Annotated in this window: 20 protein-coding genes; 4 read left to right on the plus strand and 16 right to left on the minus strand. The window is 41.1% G+C overall.

Features of this window, described 5'->3' with window-relative positions; genetic code table 11:
- Positions 1-10: 10 nt before the first annotated feature.
- The 10 genes from IEW05_RS10895 to IEW05_RS10940 all read right to left on the minus strand — a co-directional run bounded on the left by IEW05_RS10895 (position 11) and on the right by IEW05_RS10940 (position 9,321).
- On the minus strand, positions 11-796 hold the full coding sequence (locus IEW05_RS10895; protein WP_188538589.1) for a DeoR/GlpR family DNA-binding transcription regulator: 786 nt from the start codon (positions 794-796) through the stop codon (positions 11-13).
- A gap of 34 nt (positions 797-830) precedes the next feature.
- On the minus strand, positions 831-1,994 hold the full coding sequence (locus tag IEW05_RS10900) for a saccharopine dehydrogenase family protein (RefSeq protein ID WP_188538591.1): 1,164 nt from the start codon (positions 1,992-1,994) through the stop codon (positions 831-833).
- A 156-nt stretch (positions 1,995-2,150) separates the two neighbouring features.
- Positions 2,151-3,245: a 2-aminoethylphosphonate--pyruvate transaminase gene (gene phnW, locus IEW05_RS10905; RefSeq protein WP_188538593.1), complete on the minus strand. Its 1,095-nt coding sequence runs from the start codon at positions 3,243-3,245 to the stop codon at positions 2,151-2,153.
- Positions 3,242-4,039 (minus strand): phosphonoacetaldehyde hydrolase, encoded by a 798-nt coding sequence (gene phnX / locus IEW05_RS10910; protein WP_188540820.1) that lies wholly within the window; start codon positions 4,037-4,039, stop codon positions 3,242-3,244. The genes phnW and phnX overlap by 4 nt, the downstream gene beginning before the upstream one ends.
- Before the next feature lie 9 nt (positions 4,040-4,048).
- Complete coding sequence (locus IEW05_RS10915) at positions 4,049-5,758, minus strand: putative 2-aminoethylphosphonate ABC transporter permease subunit (RefSeq protein WP_188540821.1); 1,710 nt, start codon at positions 5,756-5,758, stop codon at positions 4,049-4,051.
- A gap of 5 nt (positions 5,759-5,763) precedes the next feature.
- Positions 5,764-6,825 (minus strand): putative 2-aminoethylphosphonate ABC transporter ATP-binding protein, encoded by a 1,062-nt coding sequence (locus IEW05_RS10920; protein WP_188538595.1) that lies wholly within the window; start codon positions 6,823-6,825, stop codon positions 5,764-5,766.
- 26 nt (positions 6,826-6,851) lie between these two features.
- On the minus strand, positions 6,852-7,913 hold the full coding sequence (locus IEW05_RS10925; protein WP_188538597.1) for a putative 2-aminoethylphosphonate ABC transporter substrate-binding protein: 1,062 nt from the start codon (positions 7,911-7,913) through the stop codon (positions 6,852-6,854).
- Between the two features lie 220 nt (positions 7,914-8,133).
- Entirely contained in the window at positions 8,134-8,523 is a 390-nt protein-coding gene (locus IEW05_RS10930; RefSeq protein WP_188538599.1) for an SDR family NAD(P)-dependent oxidoreductase, read from the minus strand.
- 14 nt (positions 8,524-8,537) lie between these two features.
- Positions 8,538-8,777, minus strand: a complete 240-nt coding sequence (locus tag IEW05_RS10935) for a cyclic nucleotide-binding domain-containing protein (RefSeq protein WP_188538601.1) — start codon at positions 8,775-8,777, stop codon at positions 8,538-8,540.
- A gap of 19 nt (positions 8,778-8,796) precedes the next feature.
- The gene (locus tag IEW05_RS10940) at positions 8,797-9,321 is read right to left on the minus strand and encodes a PadR family transcriptional regulator (RefSeq protein ID WP_188538603.1); all 525 of its coding nucleotides are present in this window, start codon (positions 9,319-9,321) and stop codon (positions 8,797-8,799) included.
- 231 nt (positions 9,322-9,552) lie between these two features.
- Here IEW05_RS10940 and baiCD point away from each other — a divergent pair, with 231 nt between their 5' ends.
- The 3 genes from baiCD (at position 9,553) to IEW05_RS10955 (ending at position 14,257) form a co-directional block, all read left to right on the plus strand.
- Positions 9,553-11,478 carry a bile acid Fe-S flavoenzyme BaiCD gene (gene baiCD, locus IEW05_RS10945; protein ID WP_188538605.1) on the plus strand — a complete coding sequence of 642 codons (1,926 nt, stop codon included), beginning with the start codon at positions 9,553-9,555 and terminating at the stop codon, positions 11,476-11,478.
- Between the two features lie 583 nt (positions 11,479-12,061).
- Entirely contained in the window at positions 12,062-13,753 is a 1,692-nt protein-coding gene (locus tag IEW05_RS10950; RefSeq protein WP_188538607.1) for a methyl-accepting chemotaxis protein, read from the plus strand.
- A gap of 87 nt (positions 13,754-13,840) precedes the next feature.
- Positions 13,841-14,257 carry a VOC family protein gene (locus IEW05_RS10955; RefSeq protein WP_188538609.1) on the plus strand — a complete coding sequence of 139 codons (417 nt, stop codon included), beginning with the start codon at positions 13,841-13,843 and terminating at the stop codon, positions 14,255-14,257.
- 85 nt (positions 14,258-14,342) lie between these two features.
- Here IEW05_RS10955 and IEW05_RS10960 read toward each other — a convergent pair whose 3' ends face one another.
- The 6 genes from IEW05_RS10960 to IEW05_RS10985 all read right to left on the minus strand — a co-directional run bounded on the left by IEW05_RS10960 (position 14,343) and on the right by IEW05_RS10985 (position 19,875).
- Complete coding sequence (locus IEW05_RS10960) at positions 14,343-14,621, minus strand: STAS domain-containing protein (protein WP_188538611.1); 279 nt, start codon at positions 14,619-14,621, stop codon at positions 14,343-14,345.
- On the minus strand, positions 14,614-16,635 hold the full coding sequence (locus IEW05_RS10965) for a methyl-accepting chemotaxis protein (RefSeq protein WP_229753337.1): 2,022 nt from the start codon (positions 16,633-16,635) through the stop codon (positions 14,614-14,616). The genes IEW05_RS10960 and IEW05_RS10965 overlap by 8 nt, the downstream gene beginning before the upstream one ends.
- A 49-nt stretch (positions 16,636-16,684) precedes the next feature.
- The gene (locus tag IEW05_RS10970; RefSeq protein WP_188538613.1) at positions 16,685-17,077 is read right to left on the minus strand and encodes an ATP-binding protein; all 393 of its coding nucleotides are present in this window, start codon (positions 17,075-17,077) and stop codon (positions 16,685-16,687) included.
- Between the two features lie 15 nt (positions 17,078-17,092).
- Positions 17,093-18,520 carry a SpoIIE family protein phosphatase gene (locus IEW05_RS10975; RefSeq protein ID WP_188538615.1) on the minus strand — a complete coding sequence of 476 codons (1,428 nt, stop codon included), beginning with the start codon at positions 18,518-18,520 and terminating at the stop codon, positions 17,093-17,095.
- Positions 18,521-18,738: 218 nt separating this feature from the next.
- Positions 18,739-19,215, minus strand: a complete 477-nt coding sequence (locus IEW05_RS10980; RefSeq protein ID WP_188538618.1) for a GNAT family N-acetyltransferase — start codon at positions 19,213-19,215, stop codon at positions 18,739-18,741.
- 18 nt (positions 19,216-19,233) lie between these two features.
- On the minus strand, positions 19,234-19,875 hold the full coding sequence (locus IEW05_RS10985; protein ID WP_229753338.1) for a GNAT family N-acetyltransferase: 642 nt from the start codon (positions 19,873-19,875) through the stop codon (positions 19,234-19,236).
- A 177-nt stretch (positions 19,876-20,052) separates the two neighbouring features.
- Between IEW05_RS10985 and IEW05_RS10990 the strand changes: the two genes are divergently transcribed.
- Positions 20,053-20,670 carry an NUDIX hydrolase gene (locus IEW05_RS10990; protein WP_188538619.1) on the plus strand — a complete coding sequence of 206 codons (618 nt, stop codon included), beginning with the start codon at positions 20,053-20,055 and terminating at the stop codon, positions 20,668-20,670.
- The last annotated feature ends 19 nt before the right edge of the window (positions 20,671-20,689 follow it).

Consider the following 20,689-nt stretch of genomic DNA (forward strand, 5'->3'; position numbering starts at 1 on the left):
GTTTATATTATTATTCCGCTACCAACCACTCAACGTCCAGTCTTGTTAGCTGCGATTTCCACTCCACAGGTGCAGCTTTATCGCAGATTACAGTGTCTACCTGAGTAAGTTCAGAAATTCTGAACAATGTGCTGTTCCCGATTTTACTATAATCCGTCAGGACAAAATTCTGTTTGCTGTTCTTCATGAATTTACTAGCGAGAATGGCCCGGTCAGCGTCATAGCTAGTAATCCCTTGATCAAGTAACATTCCGTCAATAGTTATAAATGCTTTGTTCACAAAGAAACTATCCATCAGCTTCTCCGCAACAGAACCCGAGATCCGGCTATGCTTCGAATCTACTCGCCCACCAATAAAGTAGATATTTCCAGTGAACAGTTCTTTGTTCTGGTAATCAATCAACAAGTTTAGTCCCGGAACAGAATTCGTGACAATCGTCAGGTCCTTTTTGTACAAAAGATAATGTATCATCTGCAAGGAAGTTGAGCCATCGTCAATTGCGATCACATCATGATCTTGAACTAAGCTCGCAGCCAATCGACCGATCCGCTTCTTCTCATCCGCTCGCAACACTTCACGTTTCATATGAGGGAGCTCTTCCCACTCTAGATTCAACTTGACCGCACCACCATAGACGCGTTTCAGTAAGTTATCTGCTTCAAGTTCTTCTAAGTATCGACGAATGGTCTCTGAAGAAACCGATAGCTGGGTCACTAAATCGTTCGTTCTAACCTTTCCAGCATGGTTAAGTGCTTCAAGGATCATCGTTTTTCGTTCCACACTTAGTAATGACATATGCCCACCTCGTTCTTCTCTTTACCTGGTTGCATTAACCGATCTGTATTATTTCCTCATGAATTAGAATATTCCTTTTTTCCAGTTCAGCAAATATAGCCTGTGGCTCAAAAGCCTCCTCTGGAGTTACGATTCCCGTCTTCTTCACCGCTCCATTTGCGATCATTGTCGCGGCAATCGCCATCGGAATTCCTACGTTTCGGGTGTAGGCCCTTAGTTTCTCCCAACCTTCTACTGAGCCATCAGATAGCGGATGCGTGTGGGTGATGATATGTTGAATTCTCTTCCCTTCCTTGGTACCCGTCACTTCAATATGAAGTGCATAACCATAGAGCTGTGTTTCTCGGCCTTCAGGAGAGTTGTACAAATATTCCGAGATGCAATCCATAATACCAACCGCAGCCCCGTTAACCTGGATCAAATCGTTTCGTAGAATTCCATAGTCATACAATGCCTTAACGAGTTGCATATTCTGCGGTGGCCATGTACCGCGCACTTCGATCAGCTTTACATTTTTATGCGCAAGTGCCTTCGCCAACGTCTTGGTCTCTGCATGTGGAATAATGTACTGTACAGCAGTACCATATGGCTGTGGAAGTTCGATATCTCGCGGTCTGGAAAAAGGTGGTACTTGAATGAATTCACCATACTCATATACCACACGACCCGGAAGAGCAGGATCGTACTCATATGTCGTTGTTTCTGTGATCGACTTCGAGAATGCAATGGGCCGATAAGAGCCATGACTTACGCGAACTTCGTCCACTTCATCCAATTGATTGGCGGCATGCATGGCCATCATCTGTGTAACACCAGGTGTCATACCGAAGCCAGGTAGACAAGTTCGACCATGTTGCTCAAAGATTGGACCTGCGGCATCTTCTTCTCCGAAACCATTCAGGTTCACACCATGACAGCCAGCTTCGGCAATCGCTGCGGTAGATAAACCGTTCAAGGTAATAGTTGTCCCATCTATAACAACATCATAGCCCCTCATTTTGCTCACAGTATCTGCATGGTTTCTCACATCCACTTGTACAAAATCAACACGAGGATCATTCAACCAAGCAACCACTTCTCGTCCGGCCTCTGCGTTATAGTCCCCGATTGTTATCGTATGAAAAGAGGAGTACTGAACGAGATCCAAAACCGCTTCCCGACATATGTTACCCGCACCACCTAAGCAAAACACTTTCACACTGGCTTCCTCCTAAAAGTTTTGTTAGCAATGCTTCAATGAATACTCTTCGTACAAAACTTACTTCGGAAGCATCAACAAAGTTTTGATAGCAATGCTACGATGAATACTCTCCGTACAAAACTTACTTCGGAAGCATCAACTTCAAATATTCGTTCACCAGAAACAATTCTCTTCCATCACTTCAAGCAAGCGATGTATATCCTTCAAGTAGATTTCGCCAATGTTCCCAATTCGGAATGTATCCGCGGCACTAATCTTGCCAGGATAGATCACGAAACCACTATGTTTTAGTCGATGATATAGTATTTGAAAGTTGAATTGCTCACTGTCCGGATAAAGGAATGACGTAATGATTGGTGAATGAGCACTCTTTGGTAATAAGGAACGATATCCTAATCTCTCCATACCTATAGCTAGTGCATCCTGATTTTGCTTATACCGGACGTATCTTGCAGCCACGCCACCTTCCTCTTCAAGTTCTTGAAGCGCTTGTTTAAACGCGTGAACAACATGAGTTGGAGATGTGAAACGCCACTTACCACCACCGGATTCCATGGTCTCCCATTGGTCATATATATCTAGTGAAAGGGAGCGAGATATCCCTTTACACTGCTGTAATTCTTCTCTATTAGCTATAATGAAACCGAAACCAGGTACGCCTTGGATACATTTATTCGCACTACTGATAAGATAATCAATGCCTAGCTCATGCATATCAAGAGGAATCCCGCCGAAGCTACTCATTGCGTCCACAATGTATACTTTGCCATGTTCTTTAACGACCTGACCTACTTCTTCAATCGGATTCAGTAGGCCTGTCGTTGTCTCACAGTGAACCACAGCGACATGCGTAATATCCGGTTCTTCAACCAGACGTTGGATAAGGGGCTCCACTGTTACGGGTGTCACTTCACCGAAATCGATGATTGATGTGGAAATGCCATACATCTGCGCTATCTGTGCAATTCGTTTACCATAGGCTCCATTCGTCAACACGAGTAATTTGCCATTTGCCGGCACAGACGAGCCAATTACAGCTTCCACACAGAAGGAGCCGCTTCCCTGCATCAAGACAGACGTATACTTTTCAGGCGTAAGAGTGGCTAAGTCCACCAACTTTTGCCGAATTCCTTGTACGATTTGGTTATAATCCTCATCCCAAGTACATGAGTCACGGAGCATCGCTTCCTTCACGGAAGCCGAAGTTGACAAAGGACCTGGTGTCAGCAACAAATACGGTGTGCTCATGGACGCTCTCCTCCGGCCAACCGTTGATTAATCTCAGTGATTGCCCCATCTAGTTGCCCAATTGATTCAATGATCATGTGTGCACCAGCTGCTCTGAATCGCTCAGCAACTACCGCTTTACGTGATTCCAGCGTCTGCGGGTCACAATTTACTACTTCTTCCTCCGTCATCCCAAGCTCACTGCTACCCAATAGCACACCAACACTCCAACACCCAGCATGCACTCCTTCTAGGATATCACTGACAGTATCGCCTGCTTTCACAATGTGGTACATCGGATAGACATTCAATTGCATTGCGTTCTGATAGATCATCCACGGTGCAGGGCGCCCTGCGGGAACTTCGCTTGGTGTAACCAATGAATCCGGAGCGTAACCAAGCTTACTTGCTTCGGCTGTAACAATATCCATCATCTCTCTTGTATAACCTGTCGTAGAACCAATAGCGATACCTTGTGCCCGCAACCGCTCCACCAGTGCTACCGCACCGGGAATCGGCGTTGCATATTCGTGTAAAGTTTCAAACAATAGCGGCTCAAAATCTGCATATAACGCATCGATTTCAGCCTCTCCAGGAATACTACCAAATTTGTCTACCCATAGCTGACTCACGCGCTCCATTTGGCAAATCGCTTTGATATGATCACGCTTCAACATCCCCATTGGCGCACGCGCTTCATCTACGGTGATCGAAATATCTCTTCTATGAAATACCTCCATAAATACGTTAAGTGGCGCAAAACAACCATAGTCTACCATCGTTCCTGCCCAATCCAACATCACTGCTTTAATCATCTGCTTCACCTATCCCTCTCTTTTTTGCCAAGCCTGTGATTTCTTTCGTAATTGTTTCGTCAATAGCTCATACCCCAGTCGAACGACGATATTTGTGATTACAATGAGTATGGACATTGCAGCAGCTGGGGCAATATCCCCTGCATCATCCATGTTAACGATAGCTACTGAAGCTAATTTTAGATCGGCAGAGTACAGAAACATAACTGCAGAAATCGTAACCATCGAGTTTATAAAAAAGTACATTGCCATCTCCAGCACAGCAGGCAAACACATCGGAAGCGTGATTCGCCAGAAGGTCCGGTAAAATGGAACACTCATCGATTCCGAGACTAGCTCGAATTCCGGATCTAATTTTTTAAGTGCACTGGTTGCCGTAATGAAAGCTACAGAGTAGAAATGAACGATGTTTGCTAAGATCAAAATTCCTAACGTTCCATACATAAAATGCAGCGGATTATCAGCTCGGTTAAAGAAGAAAATATAAGCCAAACCGATTACCAATCCCGGCAGCGCAAGCGGAAGAATGGAAATGAAATATCCCGCTTGACGAATTCGCTTAAAATATCTCGGCTTCTCTACCAAATAAGCCCCAGCGAAAGTCACTGCCGTACCAATTGCGGCAGTCCAAGCCGCTAGCTTCAAGCTAGTCCAGTAGGGCTTTAACCCTTCCCCCGCAACCTTACTGAAGTTAAATTGGTTCATTGATAAGGTAAGATCATATGGCCACACCTTTATGACCGAAGCTGCAAACACAGTCAAAATCAAGGCAACTATAGCTAGAGAGATACACAGACAATAAACAAAATAAATGGAGTCACGTGAGGTATTCTTCACAATACGATAAGGAACCGCTCGTGAATTCACCGAGATGTTCTGCTTTCTCTCTATTATTCGATCTACGATAAACGCCAGGACAGCCGGAACGATTAATAGAATCCCGACGGCTGCACCCATGGCCATATTTTGCTGACCAATAACCTGCTTATAAATATCCGTTGCAAGTACGTTGAATTGCCCACCTACCACCTTTGGTGCGCCAAAATCGGTAAACGACAACGTGAATGCAACGAAAAATGAGCTTACTAATCCATACTTCACATTCGGGAGCGTCACCGTCAATAATTTCCTCAACTTACCCGCACCAAGTGTATCGGCCGCTTCATAAAGCGTGTAGTCTGCAAAAGATAAGGAAACGACCAGAATCAGATAAGCCTGCGGGAACGTATAGATAATCTCAGATAGAATAATTCCCACCGATCCGTATAAATGGATGTTCCATTCAAAGGGAAGAGCACCGAAGAATCCTGTTGTAATAAACCCTTGATTACCAAAAAGATACGTTAGCCCAATCCCATGCATCATGGTTGGAGCGAACAAAGGAAGCAACACGATGGTCTTAAATATTGCTTTACCCCGAATCCCCGTCCTCGTTAGTGCATATGCAAATAAAAAGGCACCAGTGACAGAAATAACAGAAGCCACAACCGAAATATATAACGTGTTTGTTATGGATTGAAGCAAAGCGGGTGTTGTGAAATAACGCATAAAATTATCAAGTCCAACATAATTCCCTTGTGAATCCATAAAGGCTTTACTAAATAATGAAAATAACGGGATTAAAACTACTGTCAGCAGCATGAGCAACATGAGCACCAATGCTGACTTTTGAATCCATTCTTCTTTTACGATAGTTCTCCGTGCGACAACTCTTTCCATTTGCCTCATAATATAGCCTCCGAAAGTACAGGTGTCGCCCCTTCAAAGCTAATTAAGTGTTGGTCTGGCAAATCAAAGTAAATTGCTTTACCGCGTTCTAACTTTAGTTGTTTCAGAACAGGTGCTAACAGATCGAGTGTAAGCTCATCAACCGTTAAGGAAGAATTGGTATATAAGGAAGGCTTCAATGTAATTCGATAAAAGGCGCCTCGGAATTCAATATCTGTGACTATTCCTCTAATACTATTCTTATTTGGATGTTCTACGATTTGAATGTGCTCCGGACGAATGGCCAAGGCTGTCTCAGTGGAAGAAGTTAGCTTCTGTATCTCCGAGCCGCTAATAAAATTAACCGCTCCGATGAAGTCCGCTACAAATGGAGAGTTTGGCTGGTCATAGACTTCTTCAGGTGTTCCAACCTGTACTACCTTTGCATTGTTCATCACAACAATTTTGTCAGCCATCGTCAAAGCTTCTTCTTGGTCATGTGTAACCATAACGGTCGTCATACCGAGTTGTTCGTGCAAACGACGGATTTCTTTACGCAGCTTTTGTCGTACCTTCGCATCCAATGCTGATAGTGGTTCATCGAGCAGTAGAAAATCCGGTGAAAGTGCAACTGCCCTAGCTAGAGCAATTCGCTGCTGCTGACCTCCGGACAACTGAGTGGGATATTTATCCGCAACAGTTTCCAGATCAACCATCTGTAGAACTTCCTTCACTTTATCTTTAATATCTGACTTCGTCATCTTCTTCTCTTTCAACCCATATGCGATATTCTGAGCAGCGGTAAGGTTAGGGAACAGGGCGTAAGATTGAAACATCATCCCAAAGTTCCGTTTGGACGGAGGAAGGGAAGTGATATCCTTCCCTCCTACGGTAATCCGTCCGTCTTCTGGTTGCTCAAGCCCGGCTATAATTCGGAGCAAAGTAGTCTTGCCGCAACCACTCGGTCCGAGCAAGCAGACAAACTCATTCTTATGGATGTCAATCGTGATAGGTTCAAGCGCTGAGAATTTTCCGAATGTCTTTGAAATGCCTTGAATAGACAGATAGGTATGTGACATAGGCTCCTCCTTCAGGGGCGTTGAGGTTAGTTCTTGGGTTCACTTTTCGATTGGTAACGTTTTTGCCATTCCGTAAGAACAGCCTCGCGGTCTTTTGCTGATTGCACAAGATCATTCTTAATTAATTGACTCATTGGATCAGCCTTGTATCCATCAGGGATAGCTCCATCCTCTTGCTTGATAGAAATAATCGCATAATTCTTGTTATACTCTTTCATTGGTTCGTCTGAAATCGCCCAATCTAGAAATTCCTTCGCTGCCGGGTTGATGTTTGCTTTCTTCATTAATCCGTTCGCTTCTACATCCCAGCCAGATCCTTCTTTAGGAAAGACAACTTCTACTGGAGCACCCTTCTTTTTCTCTTCGATCGCACGATAGCCGAAGGAAATCCCAATCGGATATTCACCTGCTGCAGCCATCTTCGCTGGTTTAGAACCAGATTGAGTGTATATTGCAATGTTGTCATTTAACTTATCCATATAGTTCCACGCCTCATCTGCACCCATCAGCTGTCTCAAACCTGATACAGTCAAGAATCCTGTACCTGAAGCAGCCGGGTCTGGCATAACAACCATCCCTTTATATTCAGGTTTAATTAGATCAGCGTAAGACTCTGGAATAGGAAGATTACTCTTTGCTAATTCTGTGGTATTTACCAAGAAAGCTGTCTCCCAAGCATCAATCCCTACCCAGTGTGTTGGCTCTTGAGTATCCTTGAATTCGGGTAGTACATTCTCAACACCCTTTGGTGAATATCCTTCTAGCATGCCGTTTTGATCCAATACTAGTAAGCTTGTTGCTGCAACGCCCCATACTACATCGGCTACTGGATTATCTTTTTCTGCAAGAAGCTTCGCTGTAATTACGCCAGTTGAGTCACGCACAATATTCACTTTCATATCGGGATGTGCTGATTTGTAAGAAGCTAAGTAAGCTTCAATTTGATCGTCTTCCAGTGCCGTATACACCGTAATCTCTTTACTCCCGGAGTCTGCCTTCTCATTTCCTGCTTTGTTCCCTTGACCACAAGCCGACAGCATCGAAACCAATACCATACAAGTTATGAAAAGACCCAACCATTTCTTCATGATTCCACTTCTCCTCCGATTTCTACTTATCTAATTTGGTTCGCCCTAACAAGGACAACTTTAGTATAAAATCGATTTGTAAAATCCAAAGTAGATCCATGTAAATATATTGTTTTTACTTTTATTTAATTGTTTTTAGTTGCGATTACAAAAAAAGGATACAAAAAAGACGTTATCGAGTTAAACCGAAAACGTCCTGCTACTAACTATCTCTTCTTAGTTAGCTATTCTTTAATACTTTCTCTGCCAGAGTAGGAAACCAGCGGTTGATCATCAAAAGTAGTTTTACCTTACCAATTGGTATCTCATATTTATCCTTTACAAAATAGTCCATAAACTCATTTGCCAGCTCTTCAGGAGATATTTTATTACTTCCCCTTCCCTTTGTCATCTCAGTATCAACTACCGGTGGAATCATCTCGAACACCTTGATGTTCGTTTGTTCTAACTGATATCGTAAGGATTTGCTGAATATATGAATTCCCGCTTTCGTCGCGTAGTACACTGGAGCGGATTTCTTGGGGACCATCCCTAAACCTGACGATACATTAACGATCGCAGCTTGTGAATGGCGGGAATTGTGAAGAAGTCTTGAGTAATAAAGAACCATAAGAGGCTACGAATTCATATTTCGTACAAAAACTTTTGTTTGAACTCATTTCCGTCAGGAGTTGAGTAATAAAGACGAAATAACCCGCTCACACAAAAACCGATAAAATCTGCAGGTTCGCCTGCTCGAACGAAATGATGTTTTTTCGTAACCGTTTTATGTACTGAAAGCGACTTAAAATGATCCCATTCTTCGCCCGGAATAGATGAATACTTTTGTAATGCAGAGTAGATGGATTCCCACATATTCTCCATAAAAGAACCTCACGCACATTTACTTGTTCTCCAACTTATGAGCCATCTCTTGAATAAGTTCGATTTCACGCTCTATCAAGCTGTGCGTATAGAAGTATAGTTCCTGCGAATAGATCTGATCTCTACCGTTTCCCACGACGGATGATAATTGTTCCAAATGTGTTATCTTCTCTTCCATGTAGGTTTTTCTGAAGGTTAGCAATTTTTGGCGAGTTGCATTATCCAAAAGTTCATAATAAGCCAGGCGAATAGACCATTCATCATCCGATTTAATTGTTTCTATGGTGAAATCGGTCAAGCAACGGTGGAAGGTCTCTTGCCCCAAACTAGTAATTGAATATACGTAGCGATTTGGTCTACGCTCCTGGAGCTCCAATTTGCTATTAACAAGTCCCCGTTCTTCAAATTGTTTCAGCTTTGGGTATAGCGTGTTGTTGTTAATGATTTTGCTGTTACTCATCACAAAAATGATATTCTTCTTAATCTCATATCCATGTTTCGGCCCTTGCATTAATTGAGCTAAGATTAAAACCTCGATATCCATACTGATCCTCCGCACTACCGGACCATGATCCGGATTTTATACATTTCTTCATTTTACTCTAACTAAGGAAACGTGCCAAATAACTTAATCATAAACATCGAAATAAATTAGTAACTCACACACACAAAGTTTGTGATGTTATTCACATTATATTCATTTAAGCTGATCTAATATATAGGTTAAAATAACCTATTTATATTTAACCTATAATTTGAGAGGATGTTGTGTAAAATGGCGTTCACACATTTATTCAGCAAAGCTAACATCGGAAATATGGAACTCAAAAATCGGGTGATCATGCCTGCCATGGGAACTAAAATGAACGAACCCGGTGGTTTTGTTAGTCAACAACTTATCGATTACCATGTGGCTCGTGCCAAGGGCGGATGTGGATTAAATACTGTAGAAGTAACTACGGTGCATCCTACCGCTGCTACCGACGATTCTCCAGCGCTATATGACGACAAATTTATTCCTGGAATGACTAATCTAGCACATGCAATCCGTGTGGCGAGTGGTAAAAGCTGTCTTCAATTATGGCACGGTGGCAAAGTGGCCTTTAATCCAAACCAAGTTTCCTCTTCTCCTGTTGCATTCGAAGGAATCCCTACTCCTCCACGGGAGCTTCAATTACACGAAATCGGTGAAATGGTTCAAGCCTACGCAGATACAGCGAGACGTGCACAACAAGCTGGCTTTGATAGCGTTGAGTTCCATGCCGGACATGGATATTTACCGCAACAATTTTTAAGTCCAGCCATGAACTTCCGTCAGGATGAATACGGTGGATCTTGGGAGAATCGTACGCGCTTTGCATTAGAATGTATTCGAGCTATTCGCAGTGCCGTAGGCGCCGGTTATCCGATCTTAATGAGAATATCCGCGATTGAAGATCTTCCCGGTGGATTAACACTGGAGGATATGAAGGCATTCTCGATCTTGGCCGAGCAAGCTGGCATCGACGCCATCAATGTTTCCCGCGGAGTACCTAGTGGAGCAGCCATTAAATATGAAGTTCCTCCCATCGACTTACCCGTAGGATTTAATGTCGATAATGCAGCTCAAATCAAGTCCGTTGTTAACATCCCAGTCATTGCTGTGGGCCGGATTAATGATCCAGCCGTTGCAGATCGCATCATAGCGGAAGGATTAGCTGATTTTATAGCAATCGGTCGGGCTCAGCTTGCCGATCCTGAGTTTTGTAACAAAGCGCAAGCTGGAGCTGAGCACACCATCGTTAAATGCGTAGGTTGCGACCAAGGTTGCTTCGATGGGTTCGTTAATCCGAACATACCTTTCATCAGTTGTTTATTTAACCCTGCTACTGGTCGTGAGAAAGAATATGAGTTACAACCTACAACTACGCCGAAGAAAGTACTTATAGCAGGCGGCGGTCCTGGTGGTCTGGAAGCAGCCGTTACATTGAAACGGAGAGGCCACTCCCCAATTCTGTGTGAGAAAAATGAGGTTCTTGGAGGTCAACTGTATATTGCTGGTGCTGCACCACGTAAGGAAGAGATGGCTGCGGCTGCTCTTAACATGGGTGAAGCTGCGAAGCGTGAAGGTATTGAAATTCGTATGAATACTGAGGTAACAGCGGAGTTGATTGCTGAAATCGGTCCTGACGAAGTAATCCTGGCCATCGGTTCATCTCCAATTATTCCGCCAGTTGATGGTGCAGATAGCAAGCATGTTATCAATTCACATGATGTATTATGGGGAACCGCGACTCCAGAAGGAAGGATCGTTATTATCGGAGGAGGTTTAGTTGGTCTAGAGGTAGCAGAACTGCTAGTTGAACGAGGGAATCAAGTTACTGTAGTTGAAATGCAAGCCGATGTAGCCAATGATCTCGGACTTCTTCGCAAAATTTGTGTTATGGAAAGTCTATACGGACACGGCGTTGAATTGTTGACGAATAGCAAATGCTGCGCGATCGAACAGGATGGTGTCGTCATTGAGAAAGACGGAAAACGCGTAAGCCTACCTGCAGATTATGTGGTTATGGCTGTAGGTTCACGTGCTCGCGACAAGCAATCGCTGGAAGCCTACCTTCAAGAGAGCAATATCCCTTATCATGTAATCGGTGATGCGATCCAGGCACGTAGAGCACTGAATGCGATTTGGGAAGGTGCAGAAGTGGCGAGACGAATCTAATCATTATATTCAGTAAGTATCAACAAGCCAGTTGGTCAGGGACCAACTGGCTTGTGTTGCTAGATTAATTTCTCTGGTTCGACTAACAAATCTCTTAATCTACAATAAATTCACCTGTTGGATTTAACGTCGATTGTTTGGTAATTCTTTTCAATACTCCTTGAATTACGCACATTCAAGGTCTGATTATCTCTAGTATCTTTATATATCGCTTTGTTTTCTCAGTTAAGTTCAAATCTTTATAGAGTTCAAACAATTCATCCTCCAGGCGTTTTACTACCTCAGCCCGTGTTATGAAAGAATCCATCTTCATAAATATGAGGATCTACTCCAGCAATTGCGGCAAAGCAATGGATTTTTACATAGCCTTAAGTGTCAATACCCTTTATTTTTTTCAAAATACCATCACACTATCTTGACTAAAGACATATTTATTATTCTTTTTATCTATTCAAAAATCTAATTTATTTGTCGATATTAGTGTATTACCTACATAATCAAAAGGTTAAATATACAACTACATACATATTATGGGTGGTATTTTTTTTAAACAACATTTAACACATCATCAGGGGGAATTAGTATGTCTTCAGTCAGAAGCAAACTTGTCGGATCGTTTACAATTGTCTTGGTATTTGTATTAGTATTGGCCTTTATCGGGTTGACACAGCTTGGAAAGATGAGAGATTTCACGGATGAAGTTACGGATCGATGGATGCACGGTATTGAATTGATTGATCAGGTTAACTTAAGTATTGAGCAATATGAAAGTACATATTATCAAAAATTTAGCACAAAAGATCCAAAACAATTGGAACTTTTAGATACCAAGATCAACTCTCTCTTTGTCCAAATCGATGATAGTATTTCGAAATATGGGGATATTGTTGTATCGGAAGTTGATAAAAATACCTTTGCTGAGCTAACTGAAGCTTGGGGAACATACAAGACTGGAATGGAGAAGTTAAACTCAGGTAAGGCAAGTCCCGAAGAAGTAGCTACAATTACAGCGGATCTAGGTATTGCGTTTGAGCAAATGAGAACATCCATCGATGTTTTGACTAAATCCACTAAAGACGGAATCGAACAAGTTGGAACGGATAGTAATGATGTATTTACTAGTACTGCTTCCGTTATTTTTTATTTAGGAATTGCTATTCTAATTGTGATTGCTGCTCTCGCTTGGTTACTTATCCGCAATATCACAAAACCATTGATCGCTACTACGGCCATGATGAATCAACTTGCTGACGGTGATTTGAGTGTACAACCAATGATCGTTAATCGTAAGGACGAATTTGGCAAGATGATGAATGCTGTCAATCGAACGCTATCGAATTTGCAGTTTTCGATCAAACATATACAGGATTCTTCCAACTCAATAGCAAGTTCATCGATCCAAATGTTTGCCAGCTCCGAGCAGAACTCGGAAGCAGCCAAGCAAGTGACGGAATCAATTCAGCAGCTTTCTTTTGGCTCTGAGGATCAAGCAAACACAGCTATGGAATGCGGTCGGGTAATTGATGAAATGGCACAAGGTGTTGGACGTATTGCGGAATCAACCAGTGAGTTTTCAGAATTGTCCCAACATGCCGCTAACCAGGCTAATATAGGATCTGAACAAATCGTAGACATATCAAACCGCATGAAGAAGCTTAGTGATTCTGTAACAGCAGCAAGTCAAACAATCCATAAGCTTGAACAACAATCCGAGAAAATTAGCGAGATGTCAAAGTTCATCGGGGAAATTGCTGTTCAGACGAACTTACTTGCGCTTAATGCAAACATTGAAGCTGCACGAGCCGGAGAGCACGGACGAGGCTTCGCTGTTGTTGCAGGAGAAGTCCGTAAGCTAGCTTCCCAAAGTGATGAATTATCACATGGAATTACAGAAATGATCCAATCTATCCAACAAGATACGATGTTCGCTGTATCCTCAATGAATCAAAGTCTTGTCGATGTTCACGAAGGTGTAGTGTCAGTAGAACAAGCAGAGTTAGCGTTTAAGGAAATCGTAGTTTTAACTAATGAAGTATCGACAAGGGTACAAGAGACTGCTGCCGCTACCGAACAGTTGGCCGCAAGTTCTGAAGAAGTAGCAGCTTCCATAACCAACATGGGGCACATCGCCAAACAGTCCGCAGGAATAACGCAGCAAGTTGCCGCATCAACTGAAGAACAACTGGCTTCAAGTGAGGAAATCACAAGTGCTTCGCATGCTCTATCTGGTATTTCCAAGGAACTGAAAGACTTGGTTAATAAGTTCACTTTGTAACATTTTGATTATGTCCAGAGAAATGATACAATTTTTAAATAAATCAATAGTTATCGATTTATAAATTCATGTTGAGGAGTGAAGTTAGTGGCTGTTGATGTTTATTTGTACTTTAATGGAAATTGTCGTGAAGCTGTGGAGTTTTATGCACAAGTGTTCGAAACAGAGAAACCACAAATCATGGCATACGGTGATAATCCACCAAATCCTGAATATCCACTTCCAGAAGAAGCCAAAAATTTAGTCATGCATTCACGACTTAACATTAACGGCAGTAATGTAATGTTTTCTGATGTATTCCCTGGCTCTCCATTTGTAGCAGGAAATAACATTGGACTCGCTTACGTTAGTAATAACATCGAAGACATCAAGAAATTTTTTAACAAACTGACCGATAGCGGTACAGTAAAAATGGTACTTCAAGAGACCTTCTGGAGCAAATGCTACGGTAGTGTAATAGATAAATTCGGAATCGAATGGCAACTCAGCCATGAGAGTGAATAACTGAATAACTGAATATCTAAGATTACAAAAAAAGGATATAGACCTCTTCCTCACATGGAAAAGAATCTATATCCTTTTTTGCATATTATTGAATCTCAAAAACACTAGTCAATCTAGTCAACTCAAAAATTTTCTTAACATTTGGATTCAAGGACTTTAACTTAATTCCCCCCCCATTCTCTACGCACTTCTTGTATGAACTGACGATAACGCCTAGCCCCGTACTATCAATAAATTGGCATTCACTAAAATCGATCAAAAAACGAAAGGCCCCCTTATTAATATCATTTTTGATGACTTCCCTAAAATGAACTGCTTCTTCAACTGCAAAATTGACTGGCATTTTAATGGTAATTTCACTCATGTTTTTCACCACCTCTGATTTTAAAATTCTGGGCAAGTTTCTCAAGTTCATCTGCCGTAACACTAACTTCCTCAGCAGTAGAAACAAAGTTGTTAACAGTCGCCGCTTGCTCTTCAATCGCACTCGATACAGATTCGCTATTAGTTGCAGTAAATTCCGAGATGGAGCCCATGGAATCGATTAACTTAATGATTTGGTCGGAGGTGGCTACTTCATCCTTGGTAATATCCAAAATTTCCTGGACATTTTCAGATATCATTTCAACGGATTCAATGATATGAACAAATGCATGGTCCGTTTCATGAACAATTTTTACACCTTCAGTAACGGATTCAGATGCTACTCTCATTGCACTAACAGCCAACTCGATTTTATTAATCATATTTTGAACCAAATCGGAAATTTCATTGGCTCGGGAATAGGATTCGTCAGATAACTTCCTTACCTCACCAGCCACCACTTTAAAGCCATTTCCGTGCTCTCCAGCTCTTGCCGCTTCAATTGCCGCATTTAGAGCGAGTAAATTCGTTTGCTTCGCGAGGGCATTGATCGTTTCAATAATCGTGAAGACTTTGTCCGTCATTTCATTGATTGATTGCAATATTTCCTCAGTCTCATTCGTACTACTATAAATAGAATCCATAGCTTTAACGGCATTTAAAATTCCCGTTCTTCCTAGTTGAGCGGCCTCATTGGTCGTAAACGCATTGCTTGTCGTAGCTATCGCTTTATTCTGAGCCATCTGCACTAAACTTGATAATTGTACAAGAACTTGTGAAGCATTAATCACCGATCTGTTATTGTTCTCTGCACCTGAAGCTATCTCTTGCGTGTTGGAGCTGATTTCTTGAATGGATGCGTTAATCTCTTCAGAAGAAGCAGCAATTTCTTCAGACATCGTGCTGAGCGTTTCAGAACCAGATCTTATTCTTTCAATTATAGCAGCCTGTTTATCTATCATCGTATTAAAAGACTCGCTCAGTAACTGAAGCTCATCACCTGTTCTTATAGATGTATGGACAGTTAAGTCGCCGTCGCCAGCAAGTACCATCGCATGCTTCAATTTACTAATTGGTTTAACAATATTCCGCGTTGCAAAGAAATATCCAATCAGCATAGCTAGAAAAATACACGATACGATGATCACGATCGTTTCATTGCGAATGTCCGTCGCTGGTTCCATATATTCTTTGTAATTAGCGGTAGTCGCAACAATCCACTTACCGGCTGGTTCAAAAGAGACAAACTTATAAACACCTTCATAGGTGTAAAAACCGTGAGATGTTATTCCTTCTTTCATCTGTTGCACAAGAGCACTGAGTTGTTTATTGCTATTTCCGTCCAGGCTTTCTGTAAGCACCTTATCTTGATTAGGATGAGAAACAATAAGACCGGTTCTATCGATCATATACGCATACCCAGATTCGCCAATCTTAACTGCTTGTGCTGAAGCCGTGATTGTTTCAAAGTTGATTGTGGCAATCAATGTACCTGTTGTCTGACCATTGTTCTGCAAAGGTACGGCGATGGCAACAACAGGATGATTCGTAGCTTTAGATATGATTACTTCACTAGTCGCTTCTGTCCCTTGAATCGCATTTTGGAAATATTCCCGGTCGTTAACGTTCAAATCTGGTGATTTAGAATCGCTTGTAATCAGCGCCTCGCCCATTTGATTTGTAATGAACAATGTTTCGATCAAGTCCACATTATCTTGTTGCATGCTTGCAATATACTTATAAGCACTATCTATTAATTTAGAATCAGTAGGGTTAACGGTAAGTTCTTCAAGTGTATTATTGTTGCTAGCAATCTTTAAATAGTTACTAGTTGTATGTAACTCTGTATCAATTGTTTTAGCTACAGAAGATGTTGTGTCTTGTAGTTGCTTCTCTATTGCTGTTTGTAGCCCATCTGATGTTAATTTATAAGACATTATTCCAGAAATAGATAATGGTATGCTTATGATTAGAAACAAGAGTATGCTTATTTTTACCTTTAGACTTAGTTTCACTGGTTTGCCCCCTTTAAAATCTCTTACGTATGACAACTTATATTTCTATTTATTGATTGGATAAGGTTATATCAATATGTATCGTATTGCTAATCATCTTCACTTTGTCAGACAAGCAACCCATCAGATATAGCCCCCTTCCTCCATCATCAAGTAGGCGGTTATGATCAATCTGCTTTGGAATGGTCGGGGGAGAAGTACCGTCTCCACAATCCTTCACTTGAATATTTAAATGTTTATCCTGTAGCACATATTTGATATTAATGAACTTCGAACAATCGCGCTTATTCCCATGAATATAAGCATTCATGATCGCCTCTGTTAAAATTAATTTAACATCGAAAACACGCTCTTCAATCTTGAGCTCTTCAATGATTTCATCAATGATATTCTGATGATGCTGTAAACAACAGATTATCACCTCATTTTGAACGGGCTCCATGATTCCCTCCTCTAATCACCTTATGTTCAGGCTTAGCCATGTACAATCATCTTGCAGAGGAGTATTCGCAATCATACTATGTAAATATTCGTACTCATTGCTCTCCTCATTTTCATTTAATAGAAATTCCATTCCATCACTATAAAAGCAGAATCTATCTCCTGATGAGAAAGGTATCACCACTTCATCAAATTCGCTATTGTCGAACATGCCGATCGGTGCCCCTTTAATGGTCTTCTTTTCTCCAAGATGATCCTTTTGTATGTAAATAAACTCATTGATACCGGCTCCTGCTGCCGTAAGCTTTCCTGCACAAAAATCCAAGTGGAAACAACACACGGCGATATAATCCTCGTCCAAATGCAGCATCGCCTTTTGATTCAAATCCTGCAAGACATGGATAGGCTCATGTGTAATATGTAAACTTTCCATAAATAACACCCTCATAGCGGAGATATTAAGAGCTGCTGTGATTCCTTTTCCTGTCACATCTCCAATAATTCCGATGACTTGCTCTTCATCAATCTTGTGAAAAATAAAGAAATCGCCACTCAGCGTAGCTGCGGGCACATATAACTTTTGTAAGTCTGCCTTACTCTCCAATGGGAACGAAATCGCATGACGCTGCTCCTGTATTCGCATAGCCCGGGCTAATTCGGCCTTACTTTCTGTTATATCTCGTATCACCAATTGAATAGCCTTTTCTTCCATATAGATAATTGGAATTCCTGATATCTCAAGATCAAAAATGCGCTGATCCGATCTAATAAATTGTTGTTCAAAGCGAAAAATTTGTTTGGCATATTCTTTGGAATTCGTCTTTTTGTATGGACCGGAATAAATAAATTCTTCGCTAAAAAAGGCGGATACACTTCTGCCTACAAGCTCATCTTTTATTAATCCAAATAGTATCTCTGCTTGATTATTCACAAACAAAATAGTCCCATTACTATGTACAAGAATTGGCTCTGGGCAAAGCTCAACTAAACGTTTATACCTCTCCTCACTCTCCTTAATCTTCCGCTCCGTCTTAACCCGCTCACTAATATCATGAATGACGGAATAGACACATTTCTTCCCCAGCATATTGATCAAACCCGTATGTATTTCCACATCAATGATTCTTCCGTTCGCTAAACGATGCCTTTCAATAAGTACCTGATTCCCACTATATCTTCCATTAGGTAGAGCCCTTTGCAAAAATCCCTCTTGTGTATCATGGTCTACTACAGTTAAATCAGAGATACAAAGTCTACTAAATTCCTCCGTTGTATATCCATAAAATGCACATGCTGCTTTATTGGCATCCACAATGTTACCATGAGTAAAATCAACAAGCAGTGTAACAAGATGATTATTCTCATAAATACATCCGTAATGATCTGCACATATCAAATAATTAGGAGAGTGCTTAAGATTTTTACAAACTTTATCATTTACCATTATCTAAATCCTCACAGTCATTTATGGAGAATATCTAGTGATTCGTGATTATTCCTCCATACCACGTCAATTACATTTTTGATAATTATATCCAAGATCAGGATATATTGATGTGATATTCGACATAAAACAACTAAAATCGCAGATACTATGTCGAATATTTTTCTCTGCAAAAAAAAGCAGACCAAGACTCGTAAATAAAGTCCTGGTCTGTCTTTTTAGTGATTAAATTCTATAATATACCAAGCATCACAAGCAAAATGTTCTGATCCCGCTAATGGAGCAGCTAAAGGTTGAAAACCTTTTTTTTCGTAAAAACGATTAGCCGCCTGCATCACTCTTAGCGTTTCTAAATAGCATTGATCATAGTATCCTTTTGCGAATTCTAAGGCTGTTGTCAGAAGTTTAGAAGCGATCCCTGTACCTCTAGCTTGCTCGGTTAGATACATTTTTTGTAATTCACAAATTTCGTTTGAATCAGCAAAAGGAGCAATCCCACATCCCCCAACGATCTTTCCGTCTTGTTCAGCAACCCAATAAGCTCTGCCTTCATAACTATAGAATTCGTGAAGTTTACTCAAGCTGCTATCCATCCATGCCAAACCTTCTCGATTACCACCAAATTCTATTAGGCACTCTCTAATTATAGACTCGATACTAGCATTATCCTGCGGTTGAATTAATCTTATGTTCATACCTAGTTGCCTCCACTTCTATTCATCCTCATTACCTGGGGTATACACCATACAATATTGTTCAATAGTACTGTTAGGTAGAGGAATGATCTTCACGATGTGATATTGATAATGTTCATAAATAGGTAAATTACTCTCTGTCTGTGTCTCTAGCGTACAAGCGATATTCTTCATCTGACATTCATCCAGCAGTGGTTTGATGATCTTCGATACATACCCTTGTCCACGATATGGTTCCTGTACGACTAACATATCCAGATGAATATATTGTTGATCTCCTAGGATCGATAACCACGAAGAACTCATACTATTTAAAATAGAAAGTCCTCGGATAAAGCCCCGCACCCCAATGATTCGGCAAATCGGTATTGATTTGAGTACGGCGAGTACAACCCTATTCATAAACTTAAGTTTCGAGCGTACTGTCCCTGGTTCACGTTCTGAATGGAACACCAAGGCCAGAGCTTCATACTTATCAGATGTCGTCAGCAAATCACAATAAGGATATAACATATCAATATAGCGATGAAAGAAAATGTTCAGCACTTGAGACCTCGTTGTCTCATCCGGTAAAATATGTCGATATAGCGGATCGTCCTCTGCGAAAGCTTGCGCCATCACACTAGCGGCCTGTGGAATGTCAGCTCGGCCAATTTTCAATAATGTACTACAAATAGTTCCACCTCATTAAGTGTTTTCGATACAGCTATTCTATTATAGAAACCTTTAATAGTAGATCGCGTTTATATATAAGGAAGTCTACTCAGCAAGCCATATAAGAATATTATAACTCGTATAGTCAAGGACGTATCATTAAAAAGCAGGAGGTAATAAACATTGGAGATTAAATGGTTAGAATGGGCAAAACAAATTCAGGCCATAGCTCAGACTGGGCTTACGTATACAAAAGACCCATATGACACTGAGCGATACGAGCAACTTAGACAAATAAGCATCGATATCCTTGCTAACTATACATCAATTGATGAGCAACAAATTAAACTTTCATTTGCCAATGAGACTGGGTATGCCACACCTAAGGTGGATGTACGAGGAGTAGTTTTTAACAACAATAAAATTCTTATGGTTCGAGAAAAAATCGATGGCGCATGGTCACTTCCAGGAGGTTGGGCTGACATTGGATATTCACCCTCCGAGATCGCTGTTAAAGAAATCAAGGAAGAATCGGGCTATGATGTTATTCCGGTTAGGCTATTAGCTGTTCTGGATAAGAAATTTCATCATCACCCACCCGAGCCATACCATGTATATAAGATTTTTATAGAGTGTAAAATCGTTGGAGGCGAAGCTACAACTAGCCTTGAAACAAGCGCAGTGGATTTTTTTGATGAGCAACATTTACCCGAGCTGTCATTGGAAAGAAACACACCACAACAAATTATTACCATGTTTGAGTTTTTGCATGATACAAATAAGAAAGTTATTCTAGATTGATCAGTTCAGACAGGAGGTA

Origin of the sequence: Paenibacillus segetis (assembly GCF_014639155.1) — a bacterium.
Classification (GTDB): domain Bacteria; phylum Bacillota; class Bacilli; order Paenibacillales; family Paenibacillaceae; genus Fontibacillus; species Fontibacillus segetis.